The sequence below is a fragment of the Vibrio sp. S234-5 genome (assembly GCF_000960595.1).
In the GTDB taxonomy this organism is placed as follows: domain Bacteria; phylum Pseudomonadota; class Gammaproteobacteria; order Enterobacterales; family Vibrionaceae; genus Vibrio.
In genome coordinates this window covers 218,965-244,547 of record NZ_JZAM01000360.1, presented here as the reverse complement: position 1 = coordinate 244,547, position 25,583 = coordinate 218,965, and the positions used below count along the sequence as shown (strand labels likewise).

General features: G+C 48.0%; 26 protein-coding genes, 1 riboswitch and 1 other annotated feature. Of the genes, 20 read left to right on the top strand and 6 right to left on the bottom strand.

Features of this window, described 5'->3' with window-relative positions; genetic code table 11:
• The first annotated feature begins 55 nt into the window (after positions 1-55).
• From lolA to serS, 3 genes are all read left to right on the top strand, one after another.
• A complete protein-coding gene (lolA, locus tag UF06_RS26505) occupies positions 56-652 on the top strand; it encodes an outer membrane lipoprotein chaperone LolA (RefSeq protein ID WP_045572013.1) in 597 nt (198 codons plus the stop codon).
• A gap of 6 nt (positions 653-658) precedes the next feature.
• The gene (locus tag UF06_RS20190; RefSeq protein ID WP_045572012.1) at positions 659-2,008 is read left to right on the top strand and encodes a replication-associated recombination protein A; all 1,350 of its coding nucleotides are present in this window, start codon (positions 659-661) and stop codon (positions 2,006-2,008) included.
• Positions 2,009-2,099: 91 nt separating this feature from the next.
• Positions 2,100-3,407 carry a serine--tRNA ligase gene (serS, locus tag UF06_RS20185; protein ID WP_045572011.1) on the top strand — a complete coding sequence of 436 codons (1,308 nt, stop codon included), beginning with the start codon at positions 2,100-2,102 and terminating at the stop codon, positions 3,405-3,407.
• A 43-nt stretch (positions 3,408-3,450) separates the two neighbouring features.
• On the opposite strand, the gene bioA is transcribed toward serS, so the two are convergent.
• Positions 3,451-4,731: an adenosylmethionine--8-amino-7-oxononanoate transaminase gene (gene bioA / locus UF06_RS20180; RefSeq protein WP_045572010.1), complete on the bottom strand. Its 1,281-nt coding sequence runs from the start codon at positions 4,729-4,731 to the stop codon at positions 3,451-3,453.
• A gap of 141 nt (positions 4,732-4,872) precedes the next feature.
• Between bioA and bioB the strand changes: the two genes are divergently transcribed.
• The 4 genes from bioB to bioD are packed head-to-tail and all read left to right on the top strand — an operon-like array spanning position 4,873 to position 8,552.
• Positions 4,873-5,925, top strand: coding sequence for a biotin synthase BioB (gene bioB, locus UF06_RS20175; protein ID WP_039429718.1), 1,053 nt, complete (start codon positions 4,873-4,875; stop codon positions 5,923-5,925).
• Positions 5,909-7,066, top strand: a complete 1,158-nt coding sequence (gene bioF, locus UF06_RS20170; protein WP_045572009.1) for an 8-amino-7-oxononanoate synthase — start codon at positions 5,909-5,911, stop codon at positions 7,064-7,066. The genes bioB and bioF overlap by 17 nt, the downstream gene beginning before the upstream one ends.
• Positions 7,063-7,872, top strand: a complete 810-nt coding sequence (gene bioC / locus UF06_RS20165) for a malonyl-ACP O-methyltransferase BioC (RefSeq protein WP_045572008.1) — start codon at positions 7,063-7,065, stop codon at positions 7,870-7,872. Before bioF ends, bioC begins: the two co-directional genes overlap by 4 nt.
• On the top strand, positions 7,869-8,552 hold the full coding sequence (gene bioD, locus UF06_RS20160; protein WP_045572007.1) for a dethiobiotin synthase: 684 nt from the start codon (positions 7,869-7,871) through the stop codon (positions 8,550-8,552). The genes bioC and bioD overlap by 4 nt, the downstream gene beginning before the upstream one ends.
• 72 nt (positions 8,553-8,624) lie before the next feature.
• Here bioD and UF06_RS26995 read toward each other — a convergent pair whose 3' ends face one another.
• Positions 8,625-8,792, bottom strand: coding sequence for a hypothetical protein (locus UF06_RS26995; protein WP_171816764.1), 168 nt, complete (start codon positions 8,790-8,792; stop codon positions 8,625-8,627).
• A 321-nt stretch (positions 8,793-9,113) separates the two neighbouring features.
• On the opposite strand from UF06_RS26995, the gene htpX reads away from it, so the two are divergent.
• From htpX to UF06_RS20115, 9 genes are all read left to right on the top strand, one after another.
• Positions 9,114-9,983, top strand: coding sequence for a protease HtpX (gene htpX / locus UF06_RS20155; RefSeq protein WP_039432456.1), 870 nt, complete (start codon positions 9,114-9,116; stop codon positions 9,981-9,983).
• A 195-nt stretch (positions 9,984-10,178) separates the two neighbouring features.
• Positions 10,179-10,598 (top strand): nuclear transport factor 2 family protein, encoded by a 420-nt coding sequence (locus tag UF06_RS20150; RefSeq protein ID WP_045572006.1) that lies wholly within the window; start codon positions 10,179-10,181, stop codon positions 10,596-10,598.
• Positions 10,595-11,338, top strand: a complete 744-nt coding sequence (locus UF06_RS20145; RefSeq protein WP_045572005.1) for an SDR family oxidoreductase — start codon at positions 10,595-10,597, stop codon at positions 11,336-11,338. The genes UF06_RS20150 and UF06_RS20145 overlap by 4 nt, the downstream gene beginning before the upstream one ends.
• Complete coding sequence (locus tag UF06_RS20140) at positions 11,335-12,618, top strand: NAD(P)/FAD-dependent oxidoreductase (RefSeq protein ID WP_045572004.1); 1,284 nt, start codon at positions 11,335-11,337, stop codon at positions 12,616-12,618. The genes UF06_RS20145 and UF06_RS20140 overlap by 4 nt, the downstream gene beginning before the upstream one ends.
• 1 nt (position 12,619) lies before the next feature.
• Complete coding sequence (locus UF06_RS20135) at positions 12,620-13,438, top strand: DUF1365 family protein (RefSeq protein ID WP_045572003.1); 819 nt, start codon at positions 12,620-12,622, stop codon at positions 13,436-13,438.
• Positions 13,432-14,691 carry a cyclopropane-fatty-acyl-phospholipid synthase family protein gene (locus tag UF06_RS20130; RefSeq protein ID WP_045572002.1) on the top strand — a complete coding sequence of 420 codons (1,260 nt, stop codon included), beginning with the start codon at positions 13,432-13,434 and terminating at the stop codon, positions 14,689-14,691. Before UF06_RS20135 ends, UF06_RS20130 begins: the two co-directional genes overlap by 7 nt.
• Complete coding sequence (locus UF06_RS20125; protein ID WP_052702601.1) at positions 14,688-15,194, top strand: DUF2878 domain-containing protein; 507 nt, start codon at positions 14,688-14,690, stop codon at positions 15,192-15,194. Before UF06_RS20130 ends, UF06_RS20125 begins: the two co-directional genes overlap by 4 nt.
• Before the next feature lie 19 nt (positions 15,195-15,213).
• Positions 15,214-15,747 (top strand): chalcone isomerase family protein, encoded by a 534-nt coding sequence (locus UF06_RS20120; protein WP_045572071.1) that lies wholly within the window; start codon positions 15,214-15,216, stop codon positions 15,745-15,747.
• A 29-nt stretch (positions 15,748-15,776) separates the two neighbouring features.
• Complete coding sequence (locus UF06_RS20115) at positions 15,777-16,295, top strand: DUF3833 domain-containing protein (protein ID WP_045572070.1); 519 nt, start codon at positions 15,777-15,779, stop codon at positions 16,293-16,295.
• 63 nt (positions 16,296-16,358) lie between these two features.
• Here the strand turns inward: UF06_RS20115 and purB are convergent, their stop codons facing one another.
• From purB to mnmA, 3 genes are all read right to left on the bottom strand, one after another.
• Positions 16,359-17,729 (bottom strand): adenylosuccinate lyase, encoded by a 1,371-nt coding sequence (purB, locus tag UF06_RS20110; protein ID WP_045572001.1) that lies wholly within the window; start codon positions 17,727-17,729, stop codon positions 16,359-16,361.
• Between the two features lie 143 nt (positions 17,730-17,872).
• Entirely contained in the window at positions 17,873-18,490 is a 618-nt protein-coding gene (gene hflD / locus UF06_RS20105) for a high frequency lysogenization protein HflD (RefSeq protein ID WP_045572000.1), read from the bottom strand.
• A gap of 10 nt (positions 18,491-18,500) precedes the next feature.
• Entirely contained in the window at positions 18,501-19,625 is a 1,125-nt protein-coding gene (mnmA, locus tag UF06_RS20100) for a tRNA 2-thiouridine(34) synthase MnmA (RefSeq protein WP_045571999.1), read from the bottom strand.
• Positions 19,626-19,816: 191 nt separating this feature from the next.
• On the opposite strand from mnmA, the gene UF06_RS20095 reads away from it, so the two are divergent.
• Entirely contained in the window at positions 19,817-20,086 is a 270-nt protein-coding gene (locus tag UF06_RS20095; protein WP_045571998.1) for a hypothetical protein, read from the top strand.
• A 117-nt stretch (positions 20,087-20,203) separates the two neighbouring features.
• Entirely contained in the window at positions 20,204-21,508 is a 1,305-nt protein-coding gene (locus UF06_RS20090; RefSeq protein ID WP_045571997.1) for an inosine/guanosine kinase, read from the top strand.
• A gap of 51 nt (positions 21,509-21,559) precedes the next feature.
• Here the strand turns inward: UF06_RS20090 and UF06_RS20085 are convergent, their stop codons facing one another.
• A complete protein-coding gene (locus UF06_RS20085) occupies positions 21,560-21,976 on the bottom strand; it encodes an H-NS family nucleoid-associated regulatory protein (RefSeq protein WP_045571996.1) in 417 nt (138 codons plus the stop codon).
• A gap of 456 nt (positions 21,977-22,432) precedes the next feature.
• Positions 22,433-22,614, top strand: a riboswitch (Lysine riboswitch).
• A 110-nt stretch (positions 22,615-22,724) separates the two neighbouring features.
• On the opposite strand from UF06_RS20085, the gene UF06_RS20080 reads away from it, so the two are divergent.
• Both UF06_RS20080 and hisG read left to right on the top strand, forming a co-directional pair.
• Entirely contained in the window at positions 22,725-24,326 is a 1,602-nt protein-coding gene (locus tag UF06_RS20080; protein ID WP_045571995.1) for a Na+/H+ antiporter NhaC family protein, read from the top strand.
• 179 nt (positions 24,327-24,505) lie between these two features.
• Positions 24,506-24,642, top strand: a sequence feature (His leader region).
• A 44-nt stretch (positions 24,643-24,686) separates the two neighbouring features.
• On the top strand, positions 24,687-25,583 hold the full coding sequence (gene hisG, locus UF06_RS20075) for an ATP phosphoribosyltransferase (RefSeq protein ID WP_045571994.1): 897 nt from the start codon (positions 24,687-24,689) through the stop codon (positions 25,581-25,583).

Below are 25,583 nucleotides of genomic sequence, written 5' to 3'. Positions count from 1 at the left end.
AATCGCCGTCCAATAACACGAGTTTTCTCGCCACAAGTTGTAGAAAGGTAGAAAAATGAAGAAATGGTTTACGTTGATGTTTCTAACCGCGTCGGTAATGGCTTCCCCACAGGAGGAGCTCAGCAACCGCTTGGCGATCAACGATGGCTTTAGCGCCCAATTTTCCCAAACGGTCCTCAGCCCCGAAGGGGAAACCATTATGGAAGGGGAAGGAACCGTTGAAATTGCTCGTCCGAGTCTGTTTCGCTGGAACACCACTTTCCCGGATGAAAACCTGTTAGTTTCCGATGGCAAAACCCTCTGGTACTACAGCCCTTTTATTGAACAGGTCAGCATTTACTGGCAAGAGCAAGCGACGGAGCAAACCCCCTTTGTTCTACTCACACGCAATCGAGCCAGTGATTGGCAGAATTATCGCGTTGAGCAACAAGGCAATGTCTTTACCTTAAGCCCGAAAGCAGTCGATTCGACCCAAGGCCAGTTTCAAATCGATATCGATGCCAAAGGCATCGTCAATGGCTTTAATGTGATTGAACAAGATGGCCAAAAAGGGCTGTTCAAGTTCAGCCAAGTGAAGCTGGGCAAACCGAATGCAGACAGATTTACCTTCGCCATTCCAGAGGGAGTGGAAGTGGATGATCAAAGGAATTAATCGCTCGTGACCAATTACACGTTAGATTTTTCAGGGGACGAGGATTTTCGTCCCCTTGCTGCTCGTATGAGGCCAGAAACGGTAGAACAGTATATCGGTCAGCAACATATTCTTGGGCCGGGAAAGCCGCTGCGCCGAGCTTTGGAAGCCGGCCATTTGCACTCGATGATTCTTTGGGGCCCACCCGGCACGGGTAAAACCACCTTGGCTGAAGTGGCCGCAAACTACGCCAATGCGGAAGTTGAGCGCGTTTCTGCGGTGACATCGGGGGTCAAAGAGATCCGTGCGGCGATTGAAAAAGCGCGTGAAAACAAACTTGCTGGGCGACGAACCATTTTGTTTGTCGATGAGGTGCACCGCTTTAATAAATCTCAGCAGGATGCCTTTTTGCCCCACATTGAAGATGGCACGGTGACGTTTATTGGTGCGACCACAGAAAACCCTTCTTTTGAACTTAACAACGCATTACTGTCGCGAGCGCGAGTTTACAAGCTCACGTCACTTAGTCGCGATGAAATCTTGCTTGCGCTGCGTCAAGCGATAGAAGACAAGTCGCGCGGGTTGGGTAATATTTCTGCGCATTTTGCCGACAACGTCCTAAGTCGCCTCGCTGAGTTGGTGAATGGTGACGCGAGAATGTCACTCAACTATCTGGAACTGCTCTACGACATGGCCGAAGAAAACGCGCAAGGCGAAAAGCAGATCACCTTGGCGCTGTTGGCGGAAGTGGCGGGAGAAAAAGTCTCCCGCTTTGATAACAAAGGCGATATTTGGTACGACCTGATCTCCGCGCTGCATAAGTCGATTCGCGGATCGAATCCCGATGCGGCCTTGTATTGGGCTGCGCGAATGATTGCCGCAGGTTGTGATCCACTCTACATCGCCCGCCGTCTGCTGGCGATTGCGTCTGAAGACGTTGGTAATGCGGATCCGAGAGCGATGCAAGTGGCGCTCGCCGCGTGGGATTGTTTCACCCGTGTAGGTCCGGCAGAAGGTGAACGCGCTGTTGCACAGGCGATCGTCTACTTAGCCTGCGCGCCGAAAAGCAATGCCGTGTATACCGCGTGGAAACAAGCGCTGGCCGATGCCCACAACTTGCCCGAATATGAGGTGCCATTCCATTTGCGCAACGCGCCAACCGGACTGATGAAAGATCTCGGCTACGGTGAAGGCTATCGCTACGCACATGATGAGCCCGGGGCTTACGCTGCGGGAGAATGCTACCTTCCATTAGAAATGGCATCACGTAAGTACTATCAGCCAACAAACCGCGGTTTAGAGGGCAAAATCGCGGAAAAGTTAGATTACCTGGCTAATTTAGACGCAAATAGCCCACAAAAGCGCTATGAAAAGTAGGCGTTTTTGGATACATTTATTTGGTTAATTTTTTCAACGTGTTCGTCTGGATTGAGCACGTCATTTCACAACAAAAAGCATAGGATTAACAATGCTGGATTCTAAATTACTTCGTACAGAGCTGGATGAAACAGCTGCTAAACTGGCGCGTCGTGGCTTTAAGCTGGACGTAGAGACTATTCGTGAACTTGAAGAACAACGTAAGTCCATTCAAGTAGAAGTTGAAAATTTACAATCCACGCGTAACTCCATCTCCAAGCAAATTGGTCAGCTTATGGCCGCTGGCGACAAAGAAGGCGCAGAAGCGGTTAAGCAGCAAATCGGTTCTCTAGGTTCTGATCTGGATGCGAAGAAAGTCGAACTTGACGCGTTGATGGCAAAACTGGAAGAGATCACGCTTTCTGTTCCAAACCTGCCAGCCGATGAAGTACCAGATGGCAAAGATGAAAACGACAACCTAGAAATCTCTCGCTGGGGTGAGCCGAAAACTTACGACTTCGCAGTGAAAGATCACGTTGACCTAGGCGAAATGGGCGGTGGTTTAGACTTCGCAAGCGCAGTAAAAATCACGGGCGCACGCTTTATCGTAATGAAAGGTCAGTTTGCCCGTCTGCACCGTGCAATCGCTCAGTTTATGCTGGATCTGCACACAGAAGAGCATGGCTATACAGAAATGTACGTGCCTTACCTAGTTAACGCAGACAGCCTATTCGGCACAGGTCAACTGCCTAAATTTGGTAAGGATCTGTTCCATACTGAGCCGTTGACGGAAAAAGCCAGTGACGAAGAGCCGCGCAAGCTTTCTCTTATTCCAACGGCCGAAGTTCCTGTGACTAACTTAGTGCGTGATACCATCACGGACGAAGCGGATCTGCCAATCAAGATGACGGCACATACGCCGTGTTTCCGCTCTGAAGCGGGCTCTTACGGCCGTGATACGCGCGGTTTGATCCGTATGCATCAGTTCGACAAAGTGGAACTGGTTCAAATCACCAAACCTGAAGACTCAATGAGCGCCTTGGAAGAGCTGACTGGTCATGCAGAAAAAGTACTGCAGCTGCTCGAGCTACCTTACCGTAAAGTGCTACTTTGTACTGGCGACATGGGTTTCGGTTCTCACAAGACTTACGACTTAGAAGTGTGGGTGCCTGCGCAAAATACCTACCGTGAAATCTCTTCATGCTCAAACATGTGGGATTTCCAAGCTCGTCGCATGCAAGCACGCTTCCGTCGTAAAGCAGAGAAGAAACCAGAGCTGGTGCATACTCTAAACGGCTCTGGTTTGGCCGTTGGTCGTACTATGGTTGCGATTCTTGAAAACAACCAAGAAGCAGACGGCCGTATTGCTATCCCTACAGTGCTGCAGAAATACATGGGCGGCGCAACGCACATCGGTTAATTTGATCAAATAAATATCAAACCCAGCCTCTGCGCTGGGTTTTTTATATCAAAAAACACTCTTCCCTTTGTAACGCGCTCTCGATGGCGTTGACCAATTGTTCAATATGCTCTCGCTCACTGATAAAGGGCGGCATGATATAGATCAGTTTGCCAAATGGACGAATCCACACGCCGAGCTCGACAAACAGAGCTTGGACCACTTCCATATTGACTGGACGATGAGTTTCAACTACGCCAATCGCGCCTAGCCAGCGCGTCTCTTTGACGATTGGGTAGGCTTGCAGTGATGGCAGTAATTGAGAAAACAGCTGTTCAATCTCACTCGTTTGCTTCTGCCAATCTCCTTGTTCGATTAGCTCTAAACTCGCCGTTGCAACCGCGCAGGCGAGGGGATTGCCCATGAATGTCGGCCCATGCATAAAGCAGCCAGCTTCCCCGCTGCACACGGTGTCGGCGACCTGTTTGCTGGTCAAGGTAGCGGACAGCGTCATATAGCCGCCCGTCAACGCTTTTCCTACGCACAAAATGTCTGGTTGAATATCCGCGTGTTCGCAAGCAAACAGTTTGCCCGTGCGGCCAAAACCCGTGGCGATTTCATCGGCAATCAGCAGCAGGCCATATTGGTCACAAGCCGATCGGACGCCTTTTAAAAACTCAGGATGATAGATACGCATGCCGCCCGCACCTTGGACGATAGGCTCTAAGATCACCGCCGCTACCTGAGCATGGTGCTGGTCGATTTGCTGTGTGAAATCGGCTAAATCGTCTGGGTTCCACTCATCCCAAAAACCGACAGTAGGTGAATCAGCGAAAATGTGCTCTGGTAAAAAACCTTTGTATAAAGAGTGCATGGAGTTGTTAGGGTCGGTGACCGACATTGCGGCGAACGTGTCACCGTGATAGCCGTGGCGTAACGTGAGGAACTTAGGGCGAGACTCGCCTTTGGCGTGCCAATATTGCAACGCCATTTTCAAACTCACTTCCACAGCCACTGATCCCGAATCGGCTAAGAAGACGTGCTCAAGGTTGCTCGGTGCGAGTGACAGCAGTTTCTTGCATAGATTAATGGCGGGTTGGTGCGTGATGCCACCAAACATGACATGGGAAACTCGATCAATCTGAGCGTGCGCCGCAGCGTTCAGGTGTGGATGGTTATAGCCATGAATGGTTGACCACCATGAGGACATGCCGTCAACCAGCGTTCGACCGTCCTCTAACTGCAGTGTCACACCTTGCGCGGCACTGACCGGATAGCAGGTCAGAGGTGTTAAGGTTGAAGTGTAAGGATGCCAGATGTGGCGGCGGTCGAAGGCTAAATCCATGTGTTGTTCCAATAACTTGATGTTTAAAAAATAACCCAATGTAAACTTTGTTGTGTTTGATTTCGTTGACAGTTTATCGGGACTCAGTAGACTGTCAACAAAACGAAAACGACTTAACAAAAAGTTACGCAAGGAATACACGTGGAAGTACGTCACAACTGGACTCATGCGCAAGTGCGTGAGCTAATGGATAAGCCTTTTATGGATTTGCTTTTTGCAGCGCAGCAAGTTCACCGTCATTACCATCCCGCCAACCAAGTGCAAGTCAGCACTTTGCTGTCGATTAAAACCGGCGCTTGCCCTGAAGATTGCAAGTATTGTCCGCAGAGTGCCCGTTATCAAACGGACGTTGAGAAAGAGCGTTTAATGGAAGTCGAACGGGTGCTGGATGCCGCGCAGAAAGCGAAAAACGCAGGTTCTACGCGTTTTTGTATGGGTGCTGCGTGGAAAAATCCGAAAGAGCGTGATATGCCGCTGCTCAAAGAGATGATCCAAGGCGTTAAAGGGATGGGGCTAGAAACCTGTATGACGCTGGGCATGCTCACGCCCGAACAAGCGAATCAGCTTGCCGAAGCGGGCCTTGATTATTACAACCATAACCTTGATACCTCGCCAGAGTTTTACGGCAACATCATCACCACTCGCACCTATCAAGATCGCCTAGATACACTTTCTCACGTGCGTGACGCGGGAATGAAAATCTGTTCTGGCGGTATCATTGGCATGGGTGAGAGTGCCCATGACCGCGCCGGATTGCTGGTGGAATTAGCCAACTTGCCAGTGCATCCGGAAAGTGTGCCGATCAATATGCTGGTCAAAGTCAAAGGGACGCCTCTGGAAAGCGCAGAAGATGTCGATCCTTTTGACTTTATTCGCTTAATTGCCATCGCCCGCATCATGATGCCGCAATCGGCGGTACGTCTCTCTGCTGGCCGCGAAAATATGAATGAGCAGATGCAAACCTTATGCTTTATGGCGGGTGCCAACTCCATTTTCTACGGTTGCAAACTTTTGACCACTCCCAATCCATCCGAAGACAAAGACATGTTGCTGTTTAACAAGCTGGGGATTAACCGCCAGCAAGTGTCGCAAAAACCGGATGAAATTGAAGAAAACGACTTGCTTGATCGCGTGGTAGAACGAGTGGCTGCTCGTCCGGCGAAAGACGACCTGTTTTATGACGCCAGCGTTTAAGTCCAGAATTGAAGGCGCGCTTTCGCAAAGAGCGCAGCAAGGTTTGAGCCGGCGCACTCAGGTGATTTTCTCTGGCAACCAAACCGAGCTCGAATGTGATGGCAAACGCTATATCAACTTCTCTGCCAATGATTATCTCGGCTTAGCAAACGACCAGTCGCTAGTACGCGCATGGCAGCAAGGACTGAGTTTATACGGCTGTGGCAGTGGTGCGTCGCCGATAGTGACGGGGTTTTCCCCGGCGCACAGCAACCTCGAAGCAGCCTTATGTGATTGGTTAGGCTTTGAACGGGCCATCTTGTTTGGCTCGGGCTTTGCGGCCAATCAAGCCATGTTGTTCAGTTTGTTAGAAAAAGGCGATTTTCTTTACCAAGATAAACTTAATCACGCCTCTTTGCAGGAAGCTGGCCACCTTTCGCCCGCGACGATGAAACGGTGGAAGCATAACGACACTCATCATCTCGATACTTTTCTGGATGCCAAAGGGCGCAGCCTTGTGGTTACTGAGGGCGTTTTCAGTATGGATGGCGATCTCGCTCCGTTGGCAAACATCGCTCAGGTCGCCAAGCAAAAAAACGCTTGGCTGGCGATCGATGATGCGCACGGCATTGGCGTGCTTGGTGAGGAGGGGCGGGGCAGTTGCGATCTGGCTGCGATTAAACCAGAGCTTTTGGTGGTCACTTTTGGCAAAGCGTTCGGCTTGTCCGGTGCGGCGATCTTATGCGACCAATCCACTGGCGACTATCTGGCCCAATTTGCCCGTCATCATGTCTATTCGACGGCGATTCCACCCGCTCAGGCGTTTGCCTTAACACACGCGATTGAGATGATACGTACGCAACGTTGGCGAAGAGAAAAGTTAGATGAGTTGCAACAAACGTATGCTCTGTTGCTGAAAAATGAGACGGGTTACGTGGATACATCGACACCAATAAAACCTTGGATTATAGGCGATGCACAACGCACGATGGCTATCTCTGATCACTGTCGACAGCAAGGCTTATGGCTGACGGCGATTCGTCCGCCAACGGTTTTGCAAGGAACTTCGCGTTTGAGAATTACCCTCACCGCTAACCACAGTGCCGAGCAACTTAGAGTGCTGGCTCGCAGTTTGCTGCAGGCGATGGGAGAGAGCAATTGAAGCAAGCAGAAAGTGTATTATTATCCGACACTGCCAATAGCGATAAACAGGCGATTGCATTGGCGTTTGGTAAAGCTGCGAAAACTTACGACCAACACGCAGCGTTTCAGCGTGATGTTGGCCACCGGTTACTAGAGAAAATGCCTGAAGACCTCACTGGGCGGCGTGTTTTAGATCTAGGCTGCGGTACTGGCTATTTCTCAGAGTTGCTGCGTGATAGGGGAGCTTCGGTGGTGTGCGCTGATCTCTCGTCACAGATGTTAGCAACGGCTCGCAAACGTTGTGGCGATTGGCGCGTCACCTATCAGGTTGCTGATGCCGAAGCTTTGCCTTTTTACGCCGCTGAATTTGATTACGTTTTTAGCAGCCTGGCTTTGCAGTGGTGTCAGGATTTGGCCTATCCGTTAAGAGAAATCAAACGCGTGCTCAAGCCAAAAGGCACGGCGTTTTTCTCCACATTGCTGGATGGTTCACTGCTGGAGCTGAAAACCGCGTGGAAAAAAATTGATGTATATCAACACGTCAACCATTTCATCTCTGCCAATCAGGTAAAAATTGCGTTAGCGCAATCTCATTGCCATAACCATCATCTAGACTTGACCGACATCACAGTTTGGTACCCATCAGCGTTTGCCGTGATGCGAGATCTCAAAGGTATTGGGGCGAATCACGTAAGTGGTCGTTCACATGGTTTAACCAGCCGCAAGGTATTGATGCAGGTTGAGCGCGAGTATCAAACATTTCAAAACCATCTGGGGCATGTACCGGCCAGTTATAAGGTTTGTTTAGGGGTTATAGAGATATGAGTAGGGCATTTTTTGTTGCAGGTACGGATACCGATGTTGGCAAAACCGTGGCTTCAAAAGCCATTCTTCATGCGTTGGCAGCGAGAGAGGTAAAAACGATCGGTTACAAGCCCGTGGCTGCGGGCAGTGAAAAAACCGCAGAAGGTTGGCGAAATTCCGATGCGCTGCATTTGCAAGCCGCTGCAACGGTTGACGTTGCCTATGAGGATGTTAATCCGTATGCGCTTGAACTACCCGCTTCTCCTCATATTGCGGCGAAACATGAACAGGTCACCATCGACTACGCCCTTCTAAGCAACAAATTGGCGCAGCATAAGCAAAATGCCGATGTGGTGTTAGTCGAAGGCGCTGGCGGTTGGCGTGTGCCCATCTCAGATGAAGAAAGTTTGTCTACTTGGGTGCAACAAGAGCAACTCGCCGTTATTTTGGTGGTCGGTATCAAGTTGGGTTGTTTAAGTCACGCTTTGTTGACGGCAGAAGTAATCAAATCCGATGGCTTGAATCTGATTGGCTGGGTGGCTAATCGAGTGAATCCGGGGACCGAACACTATGCCGACATCATTGAGATGTTAGAAACGCGGTTAGCGGTGCCTAAGCTCGGAGAAATTCCTTATATTCCCAAGGCAAAACGAAAAGATTTGGGTAAGTACATTGATGTAACAGTATTGCTTAGTTCATAACGAACTACATTTATCTGTCAGATAACAACGCAGAAGGGCCGCCCATTGGTAGCCCTTCTGCGTATTCAATACTTATTTATCTTGTACCAGCCCCATAAGAGCTTGCTGAGTATCAGAGAGTTGCTTGGCAACCTGCTGTTCTGTCGAAATGCCCAGTTGCTGCTTCGCTTCCTCTTCAGAAATTCCCAGATGGCAGCACAATAGATCAATCGCCATTTGATAGTTGTTTGACTCTACCATAATCATTCCCTTAGTTTGATGGATGACGTCAATCTCAATTCCCTACCTAGCTGTACTTCGAGAATTCATCGACGTTGTTTTGTCTGCTAGAGAATCTATCATGATCAACGAGAACCACAATAAGACCAAAGTCTAACGATTTCGTTTAAATAACTATGCATTATTTTTGCTTATTTTGCACATCATCACGCACTATGTATTAGTAAACAAATGTTGCAATTTATCGCTTAACCTTGTTTTAAAAAAATTAGACTATATCTATCAGTCAAAGAAGTCAGATCACACTGACGTTAAAGTAAAAAGCTTCCCTGGAGAAAAGTCATGAAGCGAGTCATGTTGTTCTTAATCACCAACCTAGCTGTCGTATTGGTACTGAGCTTAGTGTTGAATATTGTTTACGCCGTTACCGGAATGAAACCGGGTAGCCTATCCGGGTTACTGGTTATGGCGGCGGTGTTTGGTTTTGGTGGTGCGTTCATCTCGCTGATGATGTCAAAGAGCATGGCATTGCGCTCTGTTGGCGGCATGGTGATTGAAAGCCCACGTAACGAAACCGAACATTGGTTGCTGCAAACGGTTAGCCGTCAGGCGCAGCAGGCGGGCATTGGCATGCCGACGGTGGCCATCTACGATTCACCAGACATCAATGCGTTTGCCACAGGGGCGAAACGTGATGATTCACTGGTGGCTGTTTCAACCGGGCTGTTGCATAACATGACCCGTGATGAAGCTGAAGCGGTATTGGCCCATGAAGTGAGCCATATTGCCAATGGCGATATGGTGACCATGACGTTAATGCAAGGCGTAGTGAACACCTTTGTTATCTTCCTATCGCGATTTATTGCCAATCTAGTGGCTTCAAACGACGATGAAGAGGGCGAAGGCAGCAATATGATGGTCTACTTTGGTGTCTCTATCGCTCTGGAGTTGGTCTTTGGTTTCCTCGCTAGCTTTATCACCATGTGGTACAGCCGCCACCGTGAGTTCCACGCTGATGCAGGCGCGGCTCGCTTAGTGGGTAAAGAGAAAATGATTGCGGCGCTGGAGCGTTTGAAGATCAGCCAAGAGTCGAAACTGGATGGCACCATGATGGCGTTTGGCATCAATGGTAAACAGTCGCTGACTGAACTGCTGATGAGCCACCCGCCACTGGATAAACGAATCTCTGCTCTGCGTGGTGGACAGTTCTAACTCCAGTGCATCTTCTCTTACTCAAGGCTTGGTTGAAAAACCAAGCCTTTTTCGTATTCAGTGATCTCTACCCGTCTTTTTTGCGTATCAAATTGCACAACAAACTTATACAAAATAATTCTTGTACAACTTTGGTAAGCTGTTCTATCTTGTACGTAGATAAAAGTTGTACAACTAATCTGGGAGGCGGTGTTAATGGATGTATCACGGGTGGCGCAATGTTATCAAACCTTGAGTAAGGACAATCTGTTTTTACTTGAGCAGATTTACCACCAAGACGTGGTTTTTGAAGATGCTGCGCATCGTCTCGAAGGTTTTTCCAATCTCTTCCATTACTTTCAGGCTTTGTATCGCAATGTGATTCGCTGTGATTTCTCTATTCATGAGCGCTGCCAGGCGGAAGACAGAGGTTTTATTACCTGGACCATGACACTGCAACACCCCAAGCTCAAAAAAGGCTGTGCGATTGAAGTGCAGGGCGTTTCTCATCTGCATTTTTCTGAGGGTAAGGTGATTTATCACCGCGACTACTTTGATCTTGGCGAAATGCTTTATGAACATCTACCGCTGCTCGGCAGTGTGATTAAGGCGATTAAAAAGAGGCTAGGGCAATGAATACAGCGGTTTTCATTACTGGCGCGACTTCAGGCATCGGCAAAAAACTTGCCCAAGATTACGCGGCGAGTGGCGTTGATGTGATTGCGTGTGGGCGTAACCAAGCGGCATTGAATGAGCTGGCGGCATACAGCCCCCGTATTTCCTGCTTGCAATTTGACGTCACCGACTACGAGCAGACGAAGGAGACTTTGGCGGCTCTGCCTTTTACCCCAAGTATGTGGATTTTCAACGCTGGTGATTGCGAATACCTCGACCATGGCGTAGTAGATGCCAAATTGGTGGCAAGAGTGATGAATGTGAACGTGATGGGCGTGGTGAACTGCATTGAGGCTTGCCAGCATCACTTTCAAGCAGGGCATCGATTAGTGATTGTTGGCTCTATTGCCTCAGAGCTTGCGCTACCAAGAGCAGAAGCTTATGGCGCGTCGAAAGCTGCAGTGAGCTACTTTGCCAGAAGCTTAGCTCTGGATTTGCAACCCAAAGGTATCGCTGTCTCGGTGGTTTTTCCTGGGTTTGTACAAACACCTTTGACCGATAAAAACACCTTTGCTATGCCGATGATGATATCGGTCGATGAAGCGTCACAATCCATTCGAGCTCAACTGAATGCGGGTAAAGAGTACCTCTATTTCCCTGCGGGCTTTACCACCATCCTACGCTTAATTGCTTGCTTGCCTTATCGATGGCAAAGGTGGCTAACGTCAAAACTGCTGTTTAACAAAAAGGATCAAGCATGAAGATTGCGATCATAGGCACTGGCATTTCAGGCCTCACCTGCGGTTACTACCTGCACAAAGAACATGATGTCACTTTGTTCGAAGCCAACGATTATATCGGTGGTCACACCGCCACGGTGGAGATAGAAAAAGACGGACAGAACTACTCGATTGATACTGGGTTTATCGTTTATAACGACCGCACCTATCCCAACTTCATGAAAATGATGGACGAAATTGGTGTGCAAGGCTTGCCGACGCAGATGAGTTTCAGTGTGCGCAACGACAGCAATGGGCTGGAGTACAACGGACACACCGCCACCACGCTGTTTGCGCAAAAACGCAATTGGTTTAAGCCACAGTTTTATCGCTTTATCAGCGAAATCTTACGCTTCAACCGTCTGGCCAAGCAGGCGGCGCAGGATTCCTCAGCGCAAGTGCAGACACTCGGCGAGTTTTTGCAGTTACATAGCTTCAGTGACTACTTTAGTGATAACTATATTCTGCCTATGGGCGCGGCAATCTGGTCTTCGACCTTGGCTGATATGCGCGCGTTTCCGCTGACGTTCTTCTTGCGTTTTTTCCTCAATCACGGCTTATTGGACATCACCAACCGCCCACAGTGGTATGTGATTCAGGGGGGCTCCAAGGCGTATATTCCTCCGCTGACACAAGGTTTCGCCGATAAGATTCGTTTAAATAGCCCAGTCAGCAAAGTGGTACGTCAAGCGGACAAGGTGGTACTGCATGTCAATGGGCAAACGGAGTGGTTCGATCAAGTGATTTTCGCCTGTCACAGCGATCAAGCGCTGTACATGTTGCAGGATGCCAGCGCAGCGGAAACAGAGATTTTGTCTAATATGGCCTACCAGGCCAATGAAGTGGTACTGCATTCTGACACATCGTTATTGCCTAAACGCAAAGCCGCTTGGGCCTCATGGAACTATTTTTTAGATGGTCATGCCGAAGAAGCGCAGCGCCTGCCTGCACTGACTTACAACATGAACATTTTGCAGCATATCCAATCAGAGCACACGTTTTGCGTCACGCTAAATCGCAGCGAAGCGATTCAACAAGACAAAATTCTGCGCCGTTTTGTCTATCACCATCCGGTCTTTACCACTCAGTCGATTGCCGCCCAGACACGTCGCGAAGAGATCCAAGGACAACATCAAGCTTGGTTTTGCGGCGCCTATTGGTACAACGGTTTTCACGAAGACGGCGTGCGCAGCGCGATCGACGTGGTGAAAGCAATCTCTGCTGCAACGCAATCTGAAGCGCAGCGCAAAGGAGCGGCATGATATGGCAAGCCCAACCCAAAGTCAGCTGTACGTCGGCACAGTGCGTCATAGGCGCTTTACGCCGGTACAACACGCGTTGAATTACCCACTGTTTATGCCCGCGATTGATCTCGATGAACTGGAAACATTGCAGCAGTCCGTTTGGGGGTTTGGCCAGCGCTGGTGGCATTGGGCAAGATGGAAACGCAGTGACTACCTAGGCAGCGGCGATCTGAAAACGGCGGTGCAAGAAAAAGTACGCCAACTGACTGGGGTGGATTGCCAGGGCAAAGTGATCGCAGTTTGTCATCTACGTTATCTCGGGCTCTATTTCAGTCCGGTCAATTTTTATTACTTGCATGACGCGGAAGGGAATTGGCGCTATATGTTGGCGGAAGTGAGTAATACTCCGTGGAATGAGCGCCACTACTATGTGGTGTCTGCCAATCAAGACGATGAAACATATGGTTGGACGCAACAAAAAGCGTTCCATGTGTCGCCTTTTAATCCGCTTGATCAACAATATCAATGGCGGCTGAAACCACTTTGTGATCACTTGAGTGTTCATCTTGAGTGCCACAAAGGCGAAAAACACTTCGATGCGACCATGGCGATGAAAGCGTTGCCATTCAACAGCAGAAACTTGTTGATGCAGTTGATCAAAATGCCGAGCCAGACAGTAAAAGTGGTGTTCGGTATTTATTGGCATGCGTTAAAGCTGTGGCTAAAAGGGGCGCCCTTTTATTCCCATCCTAAATACCAGTCTGATTCGCACTCAGATAAGCAAACGTCAGCAACAGAGACAAAAAATAAAAAGCACAAGGAGAATTCTGCATGCTAAATACGTCATCCATGGTTATGCCTCGTCAACTCTCTACCACGCAAAAGGCGGCGCGCAGAATCATTTTCCAATGTCTGCAGAAGATGGAAACGGGCACTCTGACCGTTATTGAAAGCTTTCATACTGAGAGTCGCGAACGCAGCGAGCGTTTTGGTACCACGGGTAACGATCACTCTGGGGCAAATGTCGTTGCGACGATCGAAGTCAAACATCCCGGCTTTTACTCGCGTGTGTTACGCGGTGGCAGTATTGCTGCCGGAGAAGCCTACATGGACGGTTGGTGGGACAGCCCGGATCTGACGGCTCTGATGAAGCTGATGGCCCTCAACTTAGCGGCCTTAGACGGTTTGGAAGAGCAAAGCAGCTGGCTGAGCAAGCTGGTGTATAAAATGGCCCACTGGGCAAATCGCAATACCCAGCAAAACTCGAAAAAGAACATTCATGCGCACTACGATCTTGGTAACGATCTCTATCGTGCTTTTCTAGATGAAAATATGCTCTACTCGTCGGCGATTTTTCAGCAGGAGACCGACAGCTTAGAGCAAGCGCAAATCCATAAGATGGATCGTTTGTGCCAACAGTTGAAACTCAAGCCCAGTGACCACGTGATCGAAATTGGCACAGGCTGGGGAGCGATGGCTGTCTACATGGCTAAGCACTACGGATGTAAGGTGACCACTACCACCATCTCCGAGCAGCAATATGAATACACTCAGCAGCAGGTCGATAGGCTTGGCTTGTCTGGGCAGATCACGCTGCTCAAGCAAGATTATCGCGATCTGTGCGGTCAATTCGACAAACTGGTTTCGATTGAAATGATTGAAGCGGTAGGTAAGCAGTACTTGCCATCTTACATCAAGACCTGCCAATCACTGCTGAAACCTGGTGGTCTGATGGCGATTCAGGCCATTACCATCGCCGATCAGCGTTATGAGTACTACAGCGATAACGTCGATTTCATCCAGAAATACATTTTCCCCGGTGGCTTTTTGCCTTCCGTGACCTCGTTGGCTCAGGCAACGACACAACATAGCGACTTGCTGTTGAGGGATCTTTACGATATCGGCCTCGACTATGCCAAAACCTTGGCTCAGTGGCACCGTCGTTTTAATCAAGCCGAAACTGAAGTGCGTGCTTTGGGTTATGACGAACGCTTCATTCGCATGTGGCGTTACTACCTGAGCTACTGTGAAGGGGGCTTTTTAGCACGCACCATCAGCACAGTGCACATGACTTTTCAGCGGCCAGCATGATGCGATTGTTGCTTGTCTCGACTTGGTTCCAACTTGGTTGGTTTCTGTGCGTGCTCGGCAAAGAGACTTGGCAGTGGGTGGCGCTCGGTTATGTGATTGCCACCTTGCTATGGAACTGTAAAACCCAGCCTCGGCAGCTGAAAAGCATCGCTATAGTTGCCATCAGTGGCACAGTGTTGGACAGCATAAATCAGCAAGTTGAGCTGCTCAACTTTGTCTCCGATGCGTTACCGCTGTGGATGGTCTGCTTGTGGTGGCTGTTTGCTTGGTATGCCAGTCAGCTCATTTTGGTTCTCAAGCGCTTTCGCTGCGCGCAAGTCTGCGCGATTGGCGGCGTCGCAGGAGCGTTGAGTTACATCGCGGGTGAGCAGTTGGGCGCGGTGCAGTTTGGTTACGGCTTTTTGATGACCTCTCTCATTTTGTTGATGCAGTGGATAGTGATAACGTTTTGCATACTCAAGGTATACGACAATGAAAATTTCGTTCGTGAAAGCGCGTGTTAAGCAAACTCTGATTGCAATGATGTGCGTGTTGGCGAGTGCTGCGTTGCCGGTGAAAGCGCAACTGAGCGGTGCTGATACCCAGAATTGGCGACAATGGCGTACCGTTGGCGAGGCGCAGCTGAGCTGGCTGTTTTTTGATATCTACCAGTCCCGCCTTTTGACCTCAACTGGGCGTTTTGAAGAGGGGGCGGATGTCAGCCCTCATCCATTAGCACTGGAGATCAATTACCTGCGCGATATCAGCCAAAAAGATCTGCTCAAAGCAACGCAGGAGCAGTGGCAAAAACTCGGTTTTGCTAAAGCGGCGCAACAACGTTGGATAGCAGTACTCAGTGAGCTCTTTCCGGATGTTCAAGCGGGTGATAGCCTTACTTATTTGACCGACGGGCAAACTGGGCAATTGATGTTTAAACGCTTGGCACAAAGTGAGTACGAAGTGATTGGCTATGTGGCCGATGAAGAGCTCAATGACGCTTTTTTATCCATTTGGTTATCGCCGCAGAGTAATTATCCGCAGCTTCGTCAACAACTGATAGGGCAGGTAAGCCGATGAAATGGACATTGACATTGACAGCGAATGGGATGAAAAGCTGGCTGATCACCTGCTTGTGTTTTTTGTTGAGTGCGTGTTCAACGGATCTCACCCAGTACAAAGCAACCTCGCCGACTTTTGACCTTTTTGGCTATTTTGCAGGAAAGACACACGCATGGGGTATGGTACAAGACTTCAGTGGCCAGCAGACGCGGCGATTCGAGGTCACTATTGTCGGCCAAGTCACTGGTAACCAACTTACGCTGGTGGAAGACTTCGTGTTTGATGATGGCGAACTCGACCAGCGCATCTGGACAATCACCCGTCTAGCGAATGGCCAGTATCAAGGAGAAGCTGACGATATTATTGGTGTGGCTCACGGCGCCGAGCAGGGTAATGCACTGCAATGGCAGTACGACTTTGAACTGAAAATGGATGACGGCACGGTGACGGTTGCTTTTGACGATTGGTTGTATCGTCAAGATGACAAGCACGTGTTCAATCTAACCAAAATAAAGAAGTTTGGTATCGAGGTAGGGACGATTACTCTCTTTTTCCAAAAGCAATAATAAAGTTTGGTGAACAAAAAAAGGTTGATGCAAAAACATCAACCTTTTTTAACACTGAGCGACTTACAGTTTATCAGTCAGCTCAATCGCCTGACCTATGTAGTTCGCTGGCGTCATCTCTTTCAAACGCGCTTTTTCGTGCTCTGGAAGCTCCAGCCCGTCGATGAATTGACGCATCGCTTCACCGTCTACGCGCTTACCACGAGTGAGCTCTTTCAGCTTCTCGTATGGTTTTTCAATGCCGTAACGGCGCATCACCGTTTGTACTGGCTCAGCCAGAACTTCCCAGTTTTTGTCCAGTTCAGCCAAAAGTGCCTCACGGTTGACTTCCAGCTTGCTAATGCCTTTAAGAGTAGAGGTGTAGGCGATGATGGCGTAACCGACACCGACACCGAGGTTACGCAGAACCGTTGAGTCAGTTAGGTCACGTTGCCAGCGAGAGATGGGTAGTTTTTGCGCTAGGTGACCGAATACGGCATTGGCAAGACCAAGGTTACCTTCCGAGTTTTCAAAGTCGATTGGGTTCACTTTGTGCGGCATAGTTGAAGAACCGATTTCGCCAGCAATGGTTTTTTGTTTGAAGTGACCAAGGGCAATGTAACCCCAAACATCACGATCGAAGTCAATCAAAATGGTGTTGAAACGGGCTACAGCATCAAACAGCTCAGCGATGTAATCGTGTGGCTCGATCTGGGTTGTGTATGGGTTCCAAGTCACGCCAAGCGACTCAGTGATGAACTCTTCTGAGAATTTGTGCCAATCAAGCTCTGGATAAGCAGAAAGGTGAGCGTTGTAGTTACCAACCGCGCCGTTGATTTTCGCTAGGATTTCAACATTCTCGATCTGCTTGTATTGACGCTCCATACGGTACGCCACGTTTGCCATCTCTTTACCCATGGTGGATGGAGAAGCTGGCTGGCCGTGAGTACGAGAAAGTAAAGGGATGTCGCGATATTCCACTGCCAACGCTTTGATGGCGTCAATCAGGTTACGGATTTCCGGTAGAATCACGGTCTCACGTGCTTCTTTGAGCATCAGAGCGTGAGAGGTGTTATTGATGTCTTCTGAGGTGCAAGCGAAGTGGATAAATTCGTTCACTGCGTGCAGTTCAGGCACGCTCGCCACTTTTTCTTTTAGGAAATATTCAACCGCTTTAACGTCGTGGTTGGTGGTACGCTCGATCTCTTTAATGCGAAGCGCATCTTGCTCAGAAAAGTTTGCCGCGATGTCATCAAGGAATTGGTTAGCTTGGGCACTGAACGCTGGGACTTCTTTGATTGCATCGGTTGCTGCAAGCTTTTGTAACCAACGGATTTCAACGATAGTACGGTACTTAAGTAAACCGTATTCGCTGAAGATTTCGCGCAATGCAATCGTCTTACTTCCGTAACGGCCGTCTACTGGTGAAACAGCTGTCAATGCTGACAGTTCCATGATGTTCTCCTGAATTGGGTTTCTAAATTTTGTGAGCGTTATACCAATAACTGTGGCAATTGTCACGAATATTGCGCAAACGTTTGCGCGGAGTTTATTTTAGCCCGAAAAAGTTAGCTCGCGTTTTATCGCGAGCTAAACAATCACATTCTGGCCAAGAGAATTTGGGCTTGTTCGATCATCTTCTTACGACCGAAAATCAAGTGGCGACGTTTGCCGCCAACCTGACGCCACAATACGGCGCAGCGAATACCAGAGAGCAGTAGTGCCCGAACCTTATGCTGATTGGCGGTTTGACGCAGCACAGAAGGGGTGCCGTTTACCTGAATGCGTGGTCCAATGGGACTCACTACGTCAAGATAAACGCTCGCCAAGTTGCTGATCATCTGCTCTTCGAGGAGATCGTAATGCTCGGTTTGACGCTGTAACATCTGGATTCTGTCGCCGAGCTGAGCCATCGCATCGTTACGACGTACCAGCTTTCTTTCCAAGGCCATCAGACTGATCAGATAGCGAGTAATTTCGTTGCCAGAAGGGGTACTGTCGATGCCTTTGACCAGACATTCCAACCCCAATTTGAGGCTTTGCTCATGGCCGAACACATCCAGTGTGTTCGCTGGATTGGTATTCACGATGGCTTTCATCGACGTTGCAAAGGCATCTTGATCACAATGTCCGTTTTTCGCCACTTCTTGAACCAGTGCTACAGCTTGGCACATGCCAGCAAAAGCGATAGTGCGGTCATAAAGTGTATTCGCCACGTAACGTCTCCTAAGCTTGAGTGTATGGAATGCGTTTTTCGATGATACCGCCACCAAGGCAAACGTCGCCCTGATAGAAAACCGCCGATTGCCCTGGAGTCACGGCAATTTGCCCCTCATCAAAGATCACTTTAATGTTGTCATCATCAATAGGAATGATTGTACAAGCAATATCTTGCTGGCGATAACGAGTTTTTACGCTGCATTTCATCACTTCGCGAATTGGCTCACGATCCACCCAGTGCAGTTGAGAGGCGACTAAGCCTTCAGATTTCAATAGCGGGTGCTCTTGCCCCTGTACGGCGATGAGCACATTGCGTTTCAGATCTTTTTCGGCGACGAACCAAGGCTCTTCATTACCGCCACCGCCTTTGCGGCCACCAATGTGCAAGCCTTTACGTTGGCCCAAGGTGTGGTACATCAGGCCTTGGTGCTGACCAACGACTTCACCCTCTGGCGTTTCAATGTTACCCGGTTGGGCAGGCAGATAGCGGCTAAGAAAATCGGTGAATTTACGTTCGCCGATAAAGCAAATACCGGTCGAGTCTTTTTTCTTCGCAGTGATCAAACCTTGTTCTTCAGCGATACGGCGTACTTCGGGTTTTTCCAGTTCACCAACCGGGAAAAGGCTGCGCGCCACTTGGTCGTGGCTCAGGGTATACAGAAAGTAACTTTGGTCTTTATTGCCATCCAAACCACGCAGCATTTGCGGCTTTTCACCGTTAGCGGGGAAAGTACGACGCACGTAGTGACCCATCGCAATGTAGTCTGCCTCAAGAACTTCATCGGCAAACTCAAGGAAGGCTTTGAACTTAATTTCTTTGTTACAAAGAATGTCTGGGTTTGGCGTTCGACCTGCTTTGTACTCGGCAAGGAAATATTCGAACACGTTGTCCCAATATTCTGCGGCAAAATTAATCGTATGCAGGTGAATGCCAAGTTTATCGCAAACAGCTTGAGCGTCCGCTAAATCTTCGGCTGCGGTACAATACTCAGAGTTATCATCTTCTTCCCAGTTCTTCATAAACAGGCCTTCGACTTGATAGCCTTGTTGCTTGAGGAGATAGGCAGAAACCGATGAATCTACACCGCCGGACATGCCAACGATGACCTTCTTTTGGCTGTTATCAGACATTACTTAACACCACTTCAATTAACTGGACGCAGATTCTAACAGAAAGCACACAGCGGCAACAGATCCGCGACGGCAATCACAAATCGTTTTGCCGAATTTTTCCGCAAAATAGTTCTCCAAAAGAGAATAGAGTGCGTAGAGAAAAGCGAACTGTGGCATAGTGAGCCAAATTTCAAATCGGAACAGAGCCTATGAGTAACGAAAACCAGTTTATAGAAGAAGCAGAATTGATTGAAGTGATCGAAAATCAACTCGAAGATGGCAACCCAGTTAAAGTGAAAGAAACCTTGATGCGTTTAATGATGACTGGCCATTCGCGTGAGGAAGCCATTGCGATGATGGCATGCGCCGTTTCAATTGAGATTTTTGATGTGATGCGAAATGAAGGAAAATTTAATCTCAAACGTTACGCCGAGCATCTCGATCAGCTACCCGATCTTGGCTTTATGGAAGGGGAATAATCGCACGCAAAAGAAAAAGAGCAGAGCAAACGTTTGCTATAATTGCCTTTATTGCCGCTGGTTAGGCAGCAGGTTAGAATCCGCTCTCTTTTTTAACCCCTTACTCAGACGAGCACTATGAAATTTCCCGGACAACGCAAATCAAAGCATTATTTTCCTGTACATGCCCGCGATCCGCTGGTGAGCCAAGCGCAGGAAAGCAAACGAATGACGCGTACACATGTTATCGGTATTGACCAAACTTTGGTGGATATTGAAGCGAAAGTGACGTCAGAGGTGATTGAGAAATACGGTCTGAGTAAAGGTCACTCATTGGTTATTGATGACCAAACGGCAGAAGCACTTTATCAGCAATTAAAACAAGAGAATTTGATTACCAACGAATATGCGGGCGGGACGATAGGAAATACATTGCATAATTACTCTGTATTGGCCGATGATCGCTCAACGCTACTCGGTGTCATGAGCCAAGATATTAAAATTGGCAGCTACGGTTATCGTTATTTATGTAATACATCCAGCCGTATGGATCTAAATTACTTGCAGGGTGTGGATGGAGCAATAGGTCGCTGTTTTGCGCTAATTACCGAAGACGGTGAACGAACGTTCGCGATCAGCGAAGGTCAAATGAATCAGCTAAAGCCGCAAAGTATCCCTGAAAAGATTTTTAAAAAAGCATCTGCCTTGGTTTTGACGGCTTATTTGATTCGTTGTAAGGAAGGCGATCCTATGCCGGAAGCCACAATGAAAGCGATCGAATACGCGAAAAAATACCATGTGCCCGTTGTACTAACCCTTGGCACTAAGTTTGTTATTCAGGAAGATCCGCAGTTTTGGCAATCATTTATTCATGATCATGTCACGGTAGTAGCGATGAATGAAGATGAAGCCGAGGCATTAACCGGTGAAAGCGATCCGCTTGCTGCTTCAGATAAAACTCTCGACTGGGCAGACTTGGTATTGTGTACGGCGGGGCCGCTTGGATTATTTATGGCGGGTTATTCCGAAGAGAGTGCAAAACGTGAAACATCACTGCCTCTTTTGCCTGGCTGTATTGCTGAGTTTAATCGCTATGAATTTAGTCGCCCGACGCGAAAGGCGTCATGTGAAAACCCGATTAAGGTTTACTCACATATTTCACCATATATGGGGGGCCCTGAGAAAATTAAAAATACCAATGGTGCGGGCGATGCGGCACTTTCTGCGGTGTTGCACGATATGGCAGCGAATAAATACCACAAAGAGAATGTGCCCAACTCAAGCAAGCATGTGCACGAATTTCTCACTTATTCATCTTTTTCTCAAGTGTGTAAGTATGCAAATCGTGCCAGTTATGAAGTTCTTGCTCAGCACTCACCTCGTTTGTCACGTGGCTTACCAGAACGGGAAGATAGCTTAGAAGAAGCGTATTGGGAACGTTAAATAGAAAATAAAAAAGGCTCCGCAAGGAGCCTTTTTTATATAATGCTAAGATTAGATTTCGAAATCTTCTAGAGATTTACCTGCATCTAACTGCGCTTGAATTGCTGATGGAGTACGACCTTGGCCTGTCCAAGTTTTTTCTTCGCCGTTCACATCAACATATTTGTATTTGGCAGGACGTGGAGCACGTTTACTTTTACTGCCTTTGCTCTTGCTTTTGGTTTCGCCAGAAAGCGCGCTGATAAGCGCATCAACGTCAATTCCATCTTTTGCAATCTGCTCTGCAATTGCAGCCAGTCTTGCTTCTTGTTCAGCTTTTGCCGCACGCTCTTCCGCTTCCGCTTCTTGACGCTCAGCAACAACCGTTGACAGTTTGTCTAATGCTTCTTCTAGTTGCTCTAAAGTGAGTTCTCTTGCGTAAGCACGTAGGCTACGAATATTAAGTAGAGTCTTTGTTAGTTCCGACATAACCTTTCCTATGTTAAGTAAGTCGACATCGCAATAATAATATCGAGGTTCAGATAAAACGAATAAGAATAAATTCTTTACGTTGCTAATATTAACGCTAAATACGATATAAGCAATATTTATAGTGTTTTTTTTATTGTTTAATCGTTACTAACTTTATATCCCACAGCTTTGCTATAGGCACTTGCTAATCGTGCGAATTTCTGTGACAAATGTTATGCATTAAGTGTAATTCACATCTACGATTCATAGTTGAGCGTGATAAAAATTCCACCTCAATTTAAACATCGTGACGCAACTGGATACATATCGTGGGCATTTTCCCTTGTTTTATTAGGTGATGTTTTTAGACAGATGTATTGCAAAGCCTATGAGGATGAGTACAATGACGCCTACCTGATGCGATAACTTAGTTGCTTTGTTGTTTTTATAAACAATAAATGGTTAAAAATAAGTTATCGCCGTAGAGGCGCAACGACAAAGAGTAACTATTATTGGGGTGATGCCAATGAATAATAGTGAAAGGTGTAAGTTGCCGAAGTAAGTTGCATATCAAAGCGGCTTGCTGGTGTTGTATTCGAATAGGAACAACACTGCCATAGTCTTTTATGTATAAACTATGGAGCGCTACTGTAGGGTTGGGTGAAGTGTTCACTTCCCTGTCGCTTAGTTCAACAAAAACATCGGAAATTTTTCTGACGGTTTGTTCTGCAGTAGATCTCTAACCAAAAACTGGTTTTTGAAGATCATGAATTTAATAGATTTTTCTACATCTCCTATTTCTTTACTACCGCCAATAGTGGCTCTTACCTTGGCGATATTAACCCGCAAGGTTCTGGTTTCTCTGGGCGTCGGTATTATTCTCGGAGCGATTTTGCTCAACAGTTACTCTGTAATCAACGCGGCGACTTATGTTGGTGAAAAAGTATCGGCCGTTTTCGTTGAAGATGGCGGCCTCAATACTTGGAATATGAGTATTGTGGGTTTCCTTTTGCTACTCGGTATGACCACAGCGTTACTCACTCTTTCCGGGGGTACTCGTGCGTTTGCCGAATGGGCACAATCGCGAGTAAAAAGTAAGCGCGGTTCTAAACTTCTTGCCGCATTTTTAGGCGTTTTTATTTTCGTTGATGACTACTTTAACAGCTTGGCTGTGGGCGCAATTTCTCGCCCAGTCACCGATCGATTCTACGTTTCTCGCGCCAAACTGGCTTACATTCTTGACTCCACCGCAGCGCCAATGTGTGTCGTGATGCCAGCGTCAAGCTGGGGTGCGTACATTATGACCATCATCGGTGGCATTCTGGTTTCACATGGAATCACTGAATATTCAGCGTTAGGGGCATACCTGCGTTTGGTTCCAATGAACTTCTACGCGATCTTTGCCTTGCTGATGGTGTTTGCTGTCGCTTGGTTTGGCCTTGATATTGGTAAGATGCGTGAGCATGAAATTGCCGCTTCGCAAGGCCATGGATTCGACAATGACGCGGAAACCGATCTTAAAGAAGCACATGAAATTGACGAAGAGCTGGATATACGTGAAAGCGAAAAAGGGAAAGTGTCCGATCTTGTCTTACCCATCGTTGCTCTGATTATTGCCACCGTCGCTTCGATGCTTTATACCGGCGCACAAGCGCTGGCTGCAGATGGTAAAGCGTTTAATCTTTTGGGGGCATTTGAAAACACGAATGTTGGCACTTCGCTGATTTACGGAGGCTTAGTCGGCCTAGCAGTAGCGCTGTTCACCGTGCTAAAACAGGGCCTTGCATTGGTCGAAATTGCTCGCACCTTGTGGATTGGCGCAAAATCAATGTTTGGCGCGATTTTGATTCTCGTGTTTGCCTGGACTATCGGCTCGGTGATTGGCGACATGAAAACAGGCTCGTACTTGTCGACGATGGCGCAAGGCAATATTGATTCCCATTGGTTACCTGTGATTCTCTTCCTGCTTTCCGGTTTGATGGCGTTTTCAACCGGCACCTCTTGGGGCACGTTTGGCATCATGCTGCCAATCGCTGGTGATATGGCGGGGGCGACGGACATCGCGTTGATGCTGCCGATGTTGAGTGCAGTATTGGCTGGTTCGGTCTTTGGTGATCACTGCTCGCCGATTTCAGATACCACGATTTTGTCATCGACCGGTGCGCGTTGTAATCACATTGACCATGTCGCGACTCAGTTACCTTATGCACTTGCTGTTGCACTTGTCTCGTGTATCGGCTTTGTAGCGCTTGGCATGACGGCGTCAGTAACGCTCTCTCTGGCCGCTGCGAGTGCCGCTTTCATCGTGGTGTGCGCGGTGTTTTCTTGGATGTCTAAATCCAAAAGAGTGACCTTGCAGAAAGCTTAACTCAATGATTTATAGAAAATAAAATGGGAGGCGTTAGCCTCCCATTTTATTTGTCATATACAAATTGGTCATTTTTGAAAATAAACTATTGCAAAATTTCCACAGCTTGGTTAGTGTGGTTAGCAACAAAGTGAACGACGTAAAGAGCAAATAAGTATGCGCATTTTTGTAATGAACATTCATCACCATCATCACCCAGCCTAGTCTTTCGGGAGATGAGCGCATACCCGGGAGACAGGAATCTTCCGGAGGTGAAAATCGTCGAATGCAGATTTTAAACCCTCGGGAGACCAACATCTTCCGAGGGTTTTTTAATTTCAACGGTTTAACTATTTCAAATTGAAGCACAGGGATTATGTCATGCCAACACAACGTTTAAGAATCGCCATTCAGAAAAAAGGCCGTTTGAGCCAAGAGTGCCAACTGCTGCTGAAAAAATGCGGTGTTAAGTTCAACATCATGGGTGAGCGCCTCGTGGTTCACTCTGAAAATATGCCTATCGACTTACTCTTAGTTCGTGATGACGACATCCCAGGTTTAATCATGGATGGTGTGGTGGATCTCGGTTTCATCGGTGAAAACGTCTTGGAAGAGGTGCGTTTGGAGCGCAAAGCGACCGGGACCGCGTGTGAGTTCGAAACACTAAGACGTTTAGATTTTGGCGGTTGTCGTCTATCGATTGCCTTGGATAAAGACGCGGTGTACAACGGCCCCAAAGATTTAGCAGGCAAACGTATTGCGACCACCTATCCGCAGCTACTCAAAGCTTACATGGATGAGCAAGGCGTGCCATTTTCAACCTGTATGCTGACCGGCTCGGTAGAAGTAGCTCCGCGCGCAGGTCTGGCGGATGCGATTGCCGATTTGGTCTCCACTGGAGCCACCTTAGAGGCGAACGGTTTGAAAGAGGTTGAAGTCATCTTCCAATCCAAAGCGACGCTGATCCAACGTGCTGGGCAATTTGATGCGGACAAACAAAATCTGATTGAAAAACTGCTGACTCGTATGCAGGGGGTTCAGCAAGCAAAAGAGTCTAAATACATCATGTTGCACGCACCTGTGGATAAGCTAGAACAAGTAAAAGCACTTCTTCCTGGTGCGGAAGATCCAACGGTACTGCCGCTGTCCGCGGAAAAACAAAGAGTGGCGGTACATCTGGTGAGTTCAGAAAACCTTTTCTGGGAAACCATGGAACAGCTGAAAGAACTCGGTGCGAGTTCTATCCTAGTACTGCCAATTGAGAAAATGATGGAGTAA

What these genes read in the sequence shown, in the direction of transcription:
- lolA (WP_045572013.1), top strand. Translation starts at nt 56, where the DNA reads ATGAAGAAATGGTTTACGTTGATGTTTCTAACCGCGTCGGTAATGGCT.
- serS (WP_045572011.1), top strand. Translation starts at nt 2,100, where the DNA reads ATGCTGGATTCTAAATTACTTCGTACAGAGCTGGATGAAACAGCTGCT.
- bioA (WP_045572010.1), bottom strand. Translation starts at nt 4,731, where the DNA reads ATGGATTTAGCCTTCGACCGCCGCCACATCTGGCATCCTTACACTTCA.
- bioF (WP_045572009.1), top strand. Translation starts at nt 5,909, where the DNA reads ATGACGCCAGCGTTTAAGTCCAGAATTGAAGGCGCGCTTTCGCAAAGA.
- bioD (WP_045572007.1), top strand. Translation starts at nt 7,869, where the DNA reads ATGAGTAGGGCATTTTTTGTTGCAGGTACGGATACCGATGTTGGCAAA.
- UF06_RS26995 (WP_171816764.1), bottom strand. Translation starts at nt 8,792, where the DNA reads ATGGTAGAGTCAAACAACTATCAAATGGCGATTGATCTATTGTGCTGC.
- htpX (WP_039432456.1), top strand. Translation starts at nt 9,114, where the DNA reads ATGAAGCGAGTCATGTTGTTCTTAATCACCAACCTAGCTGTCGTATTG.
- UF06_RS20150 (WP_045572006.1), top strand. Translation starts at nt 10,179, where the DNA reads ATGGATGTATCACGGGTGGCGCAATGTTATCAAACCTTGAGTAAGGAC.
- UF06_RS20145 (WP_045572005.1), top strand. Translation starts at nt 10,595, where the DNA reads ATGAATACAGCGGTTTTCATTACTGGCGCGACTTCAGGCATCGGCAAA.
- UF06_RS20140 (WP_045572004.1), top strand. Translation starts at nt 11,335, where the DNA reads ATGAAGATTGCGATCATAGGCACTGGCATTTCAGGCCTCACCTGCGGT.
- UF06_RS20135 (WP_045572003.1), top strand. Translation starts at nt 12,620, where the DNA reads ATGGCAAGCCCAACCCAAAGTCAGCTGTACGTCGGCACAGTGCGTCAT.
- UF06_RS20130 (WP_045572002.1), top strand. Translation starts at nt 13,432, where the DNA reads ATGCTAAATACGTCATCCATGGTTATGCCTCGTCAACTCTCTACCACG.
- UF06_RS20125 (WP_052702601.1), top strand. Translation starts at nt 14,688, where the DNA reads ATGATGCGATTGTTGCTTGTCTCGACTTGGTTCCAACTTGGTTGGTTT.
- UF06_RS20120 (WP_045572071.1), top strand. Translation starts at nt 15,214, where the DNA reads ATGTGCGTGTTGGCGAGTGCTGCGTTGCCGGTGAAAGCGCAACTGAGC.
- UF06_RS20115 (WP_045572070.1), top strand. Translation starts at nt 15,777, where the DNA reads ATGAAAAGCTGGCTGATCACCTGCTTGTGTTTTTTGTTGAGTGCGTGT.
- purB (WP_045572001.1), bottom strand. Translation starts at nt 17,729, where the DNA reads ATGGAACTGTCAGCATTGACAGCTGTTTCACCAGTAGACGGCCGTTAC.
- mnmA (WP_045571999.1), bottom strand. Translation starts at nt 19,625, where the DNA reads ATGTCTGATAACAGCCAAAAGAAGGTCATCGTTGGCATGTCCGGCGGT.
- UF06_RS20095 (WP_045571998.1), top strand. Translation starts at nt 19,817, where the DNA reads ATGAGTAACGAAAACCAGTTTATAGAAGAAGCAGAATTGATTGAAGTG.
- UF06_RS20090 (WP_045571997.1), top strand. Translation starts at nt 20,204, where the DNA reads ATGAAATTTCCCGGACAACGCAAATCAAAGCATTATTTTCCTGTACAT.
- UF06_RS20085 (WP_045571996.1), bottom strand. Translation starts at nt 21,976, where the DNA reads ATGTCGGAACTAACAAAGACTCTACTTAATATTCGTAGCCTACGTGCT.
- UF06_RS20080 (WP_045571995.1), top strand. Translation starts at nt 22,725, where the DNA reads ATGAATTTAATAGATTTTTCTACATCTCCTATTTCTTTACTACCGCCA.
- hisG (WP_045571994.1), top strand. Translation starts at nt 24,687, where the DNA reads ATGCCAACACAACGTTTAAGAATCGCCATTCAGAAAAAAGGCCGTTTG.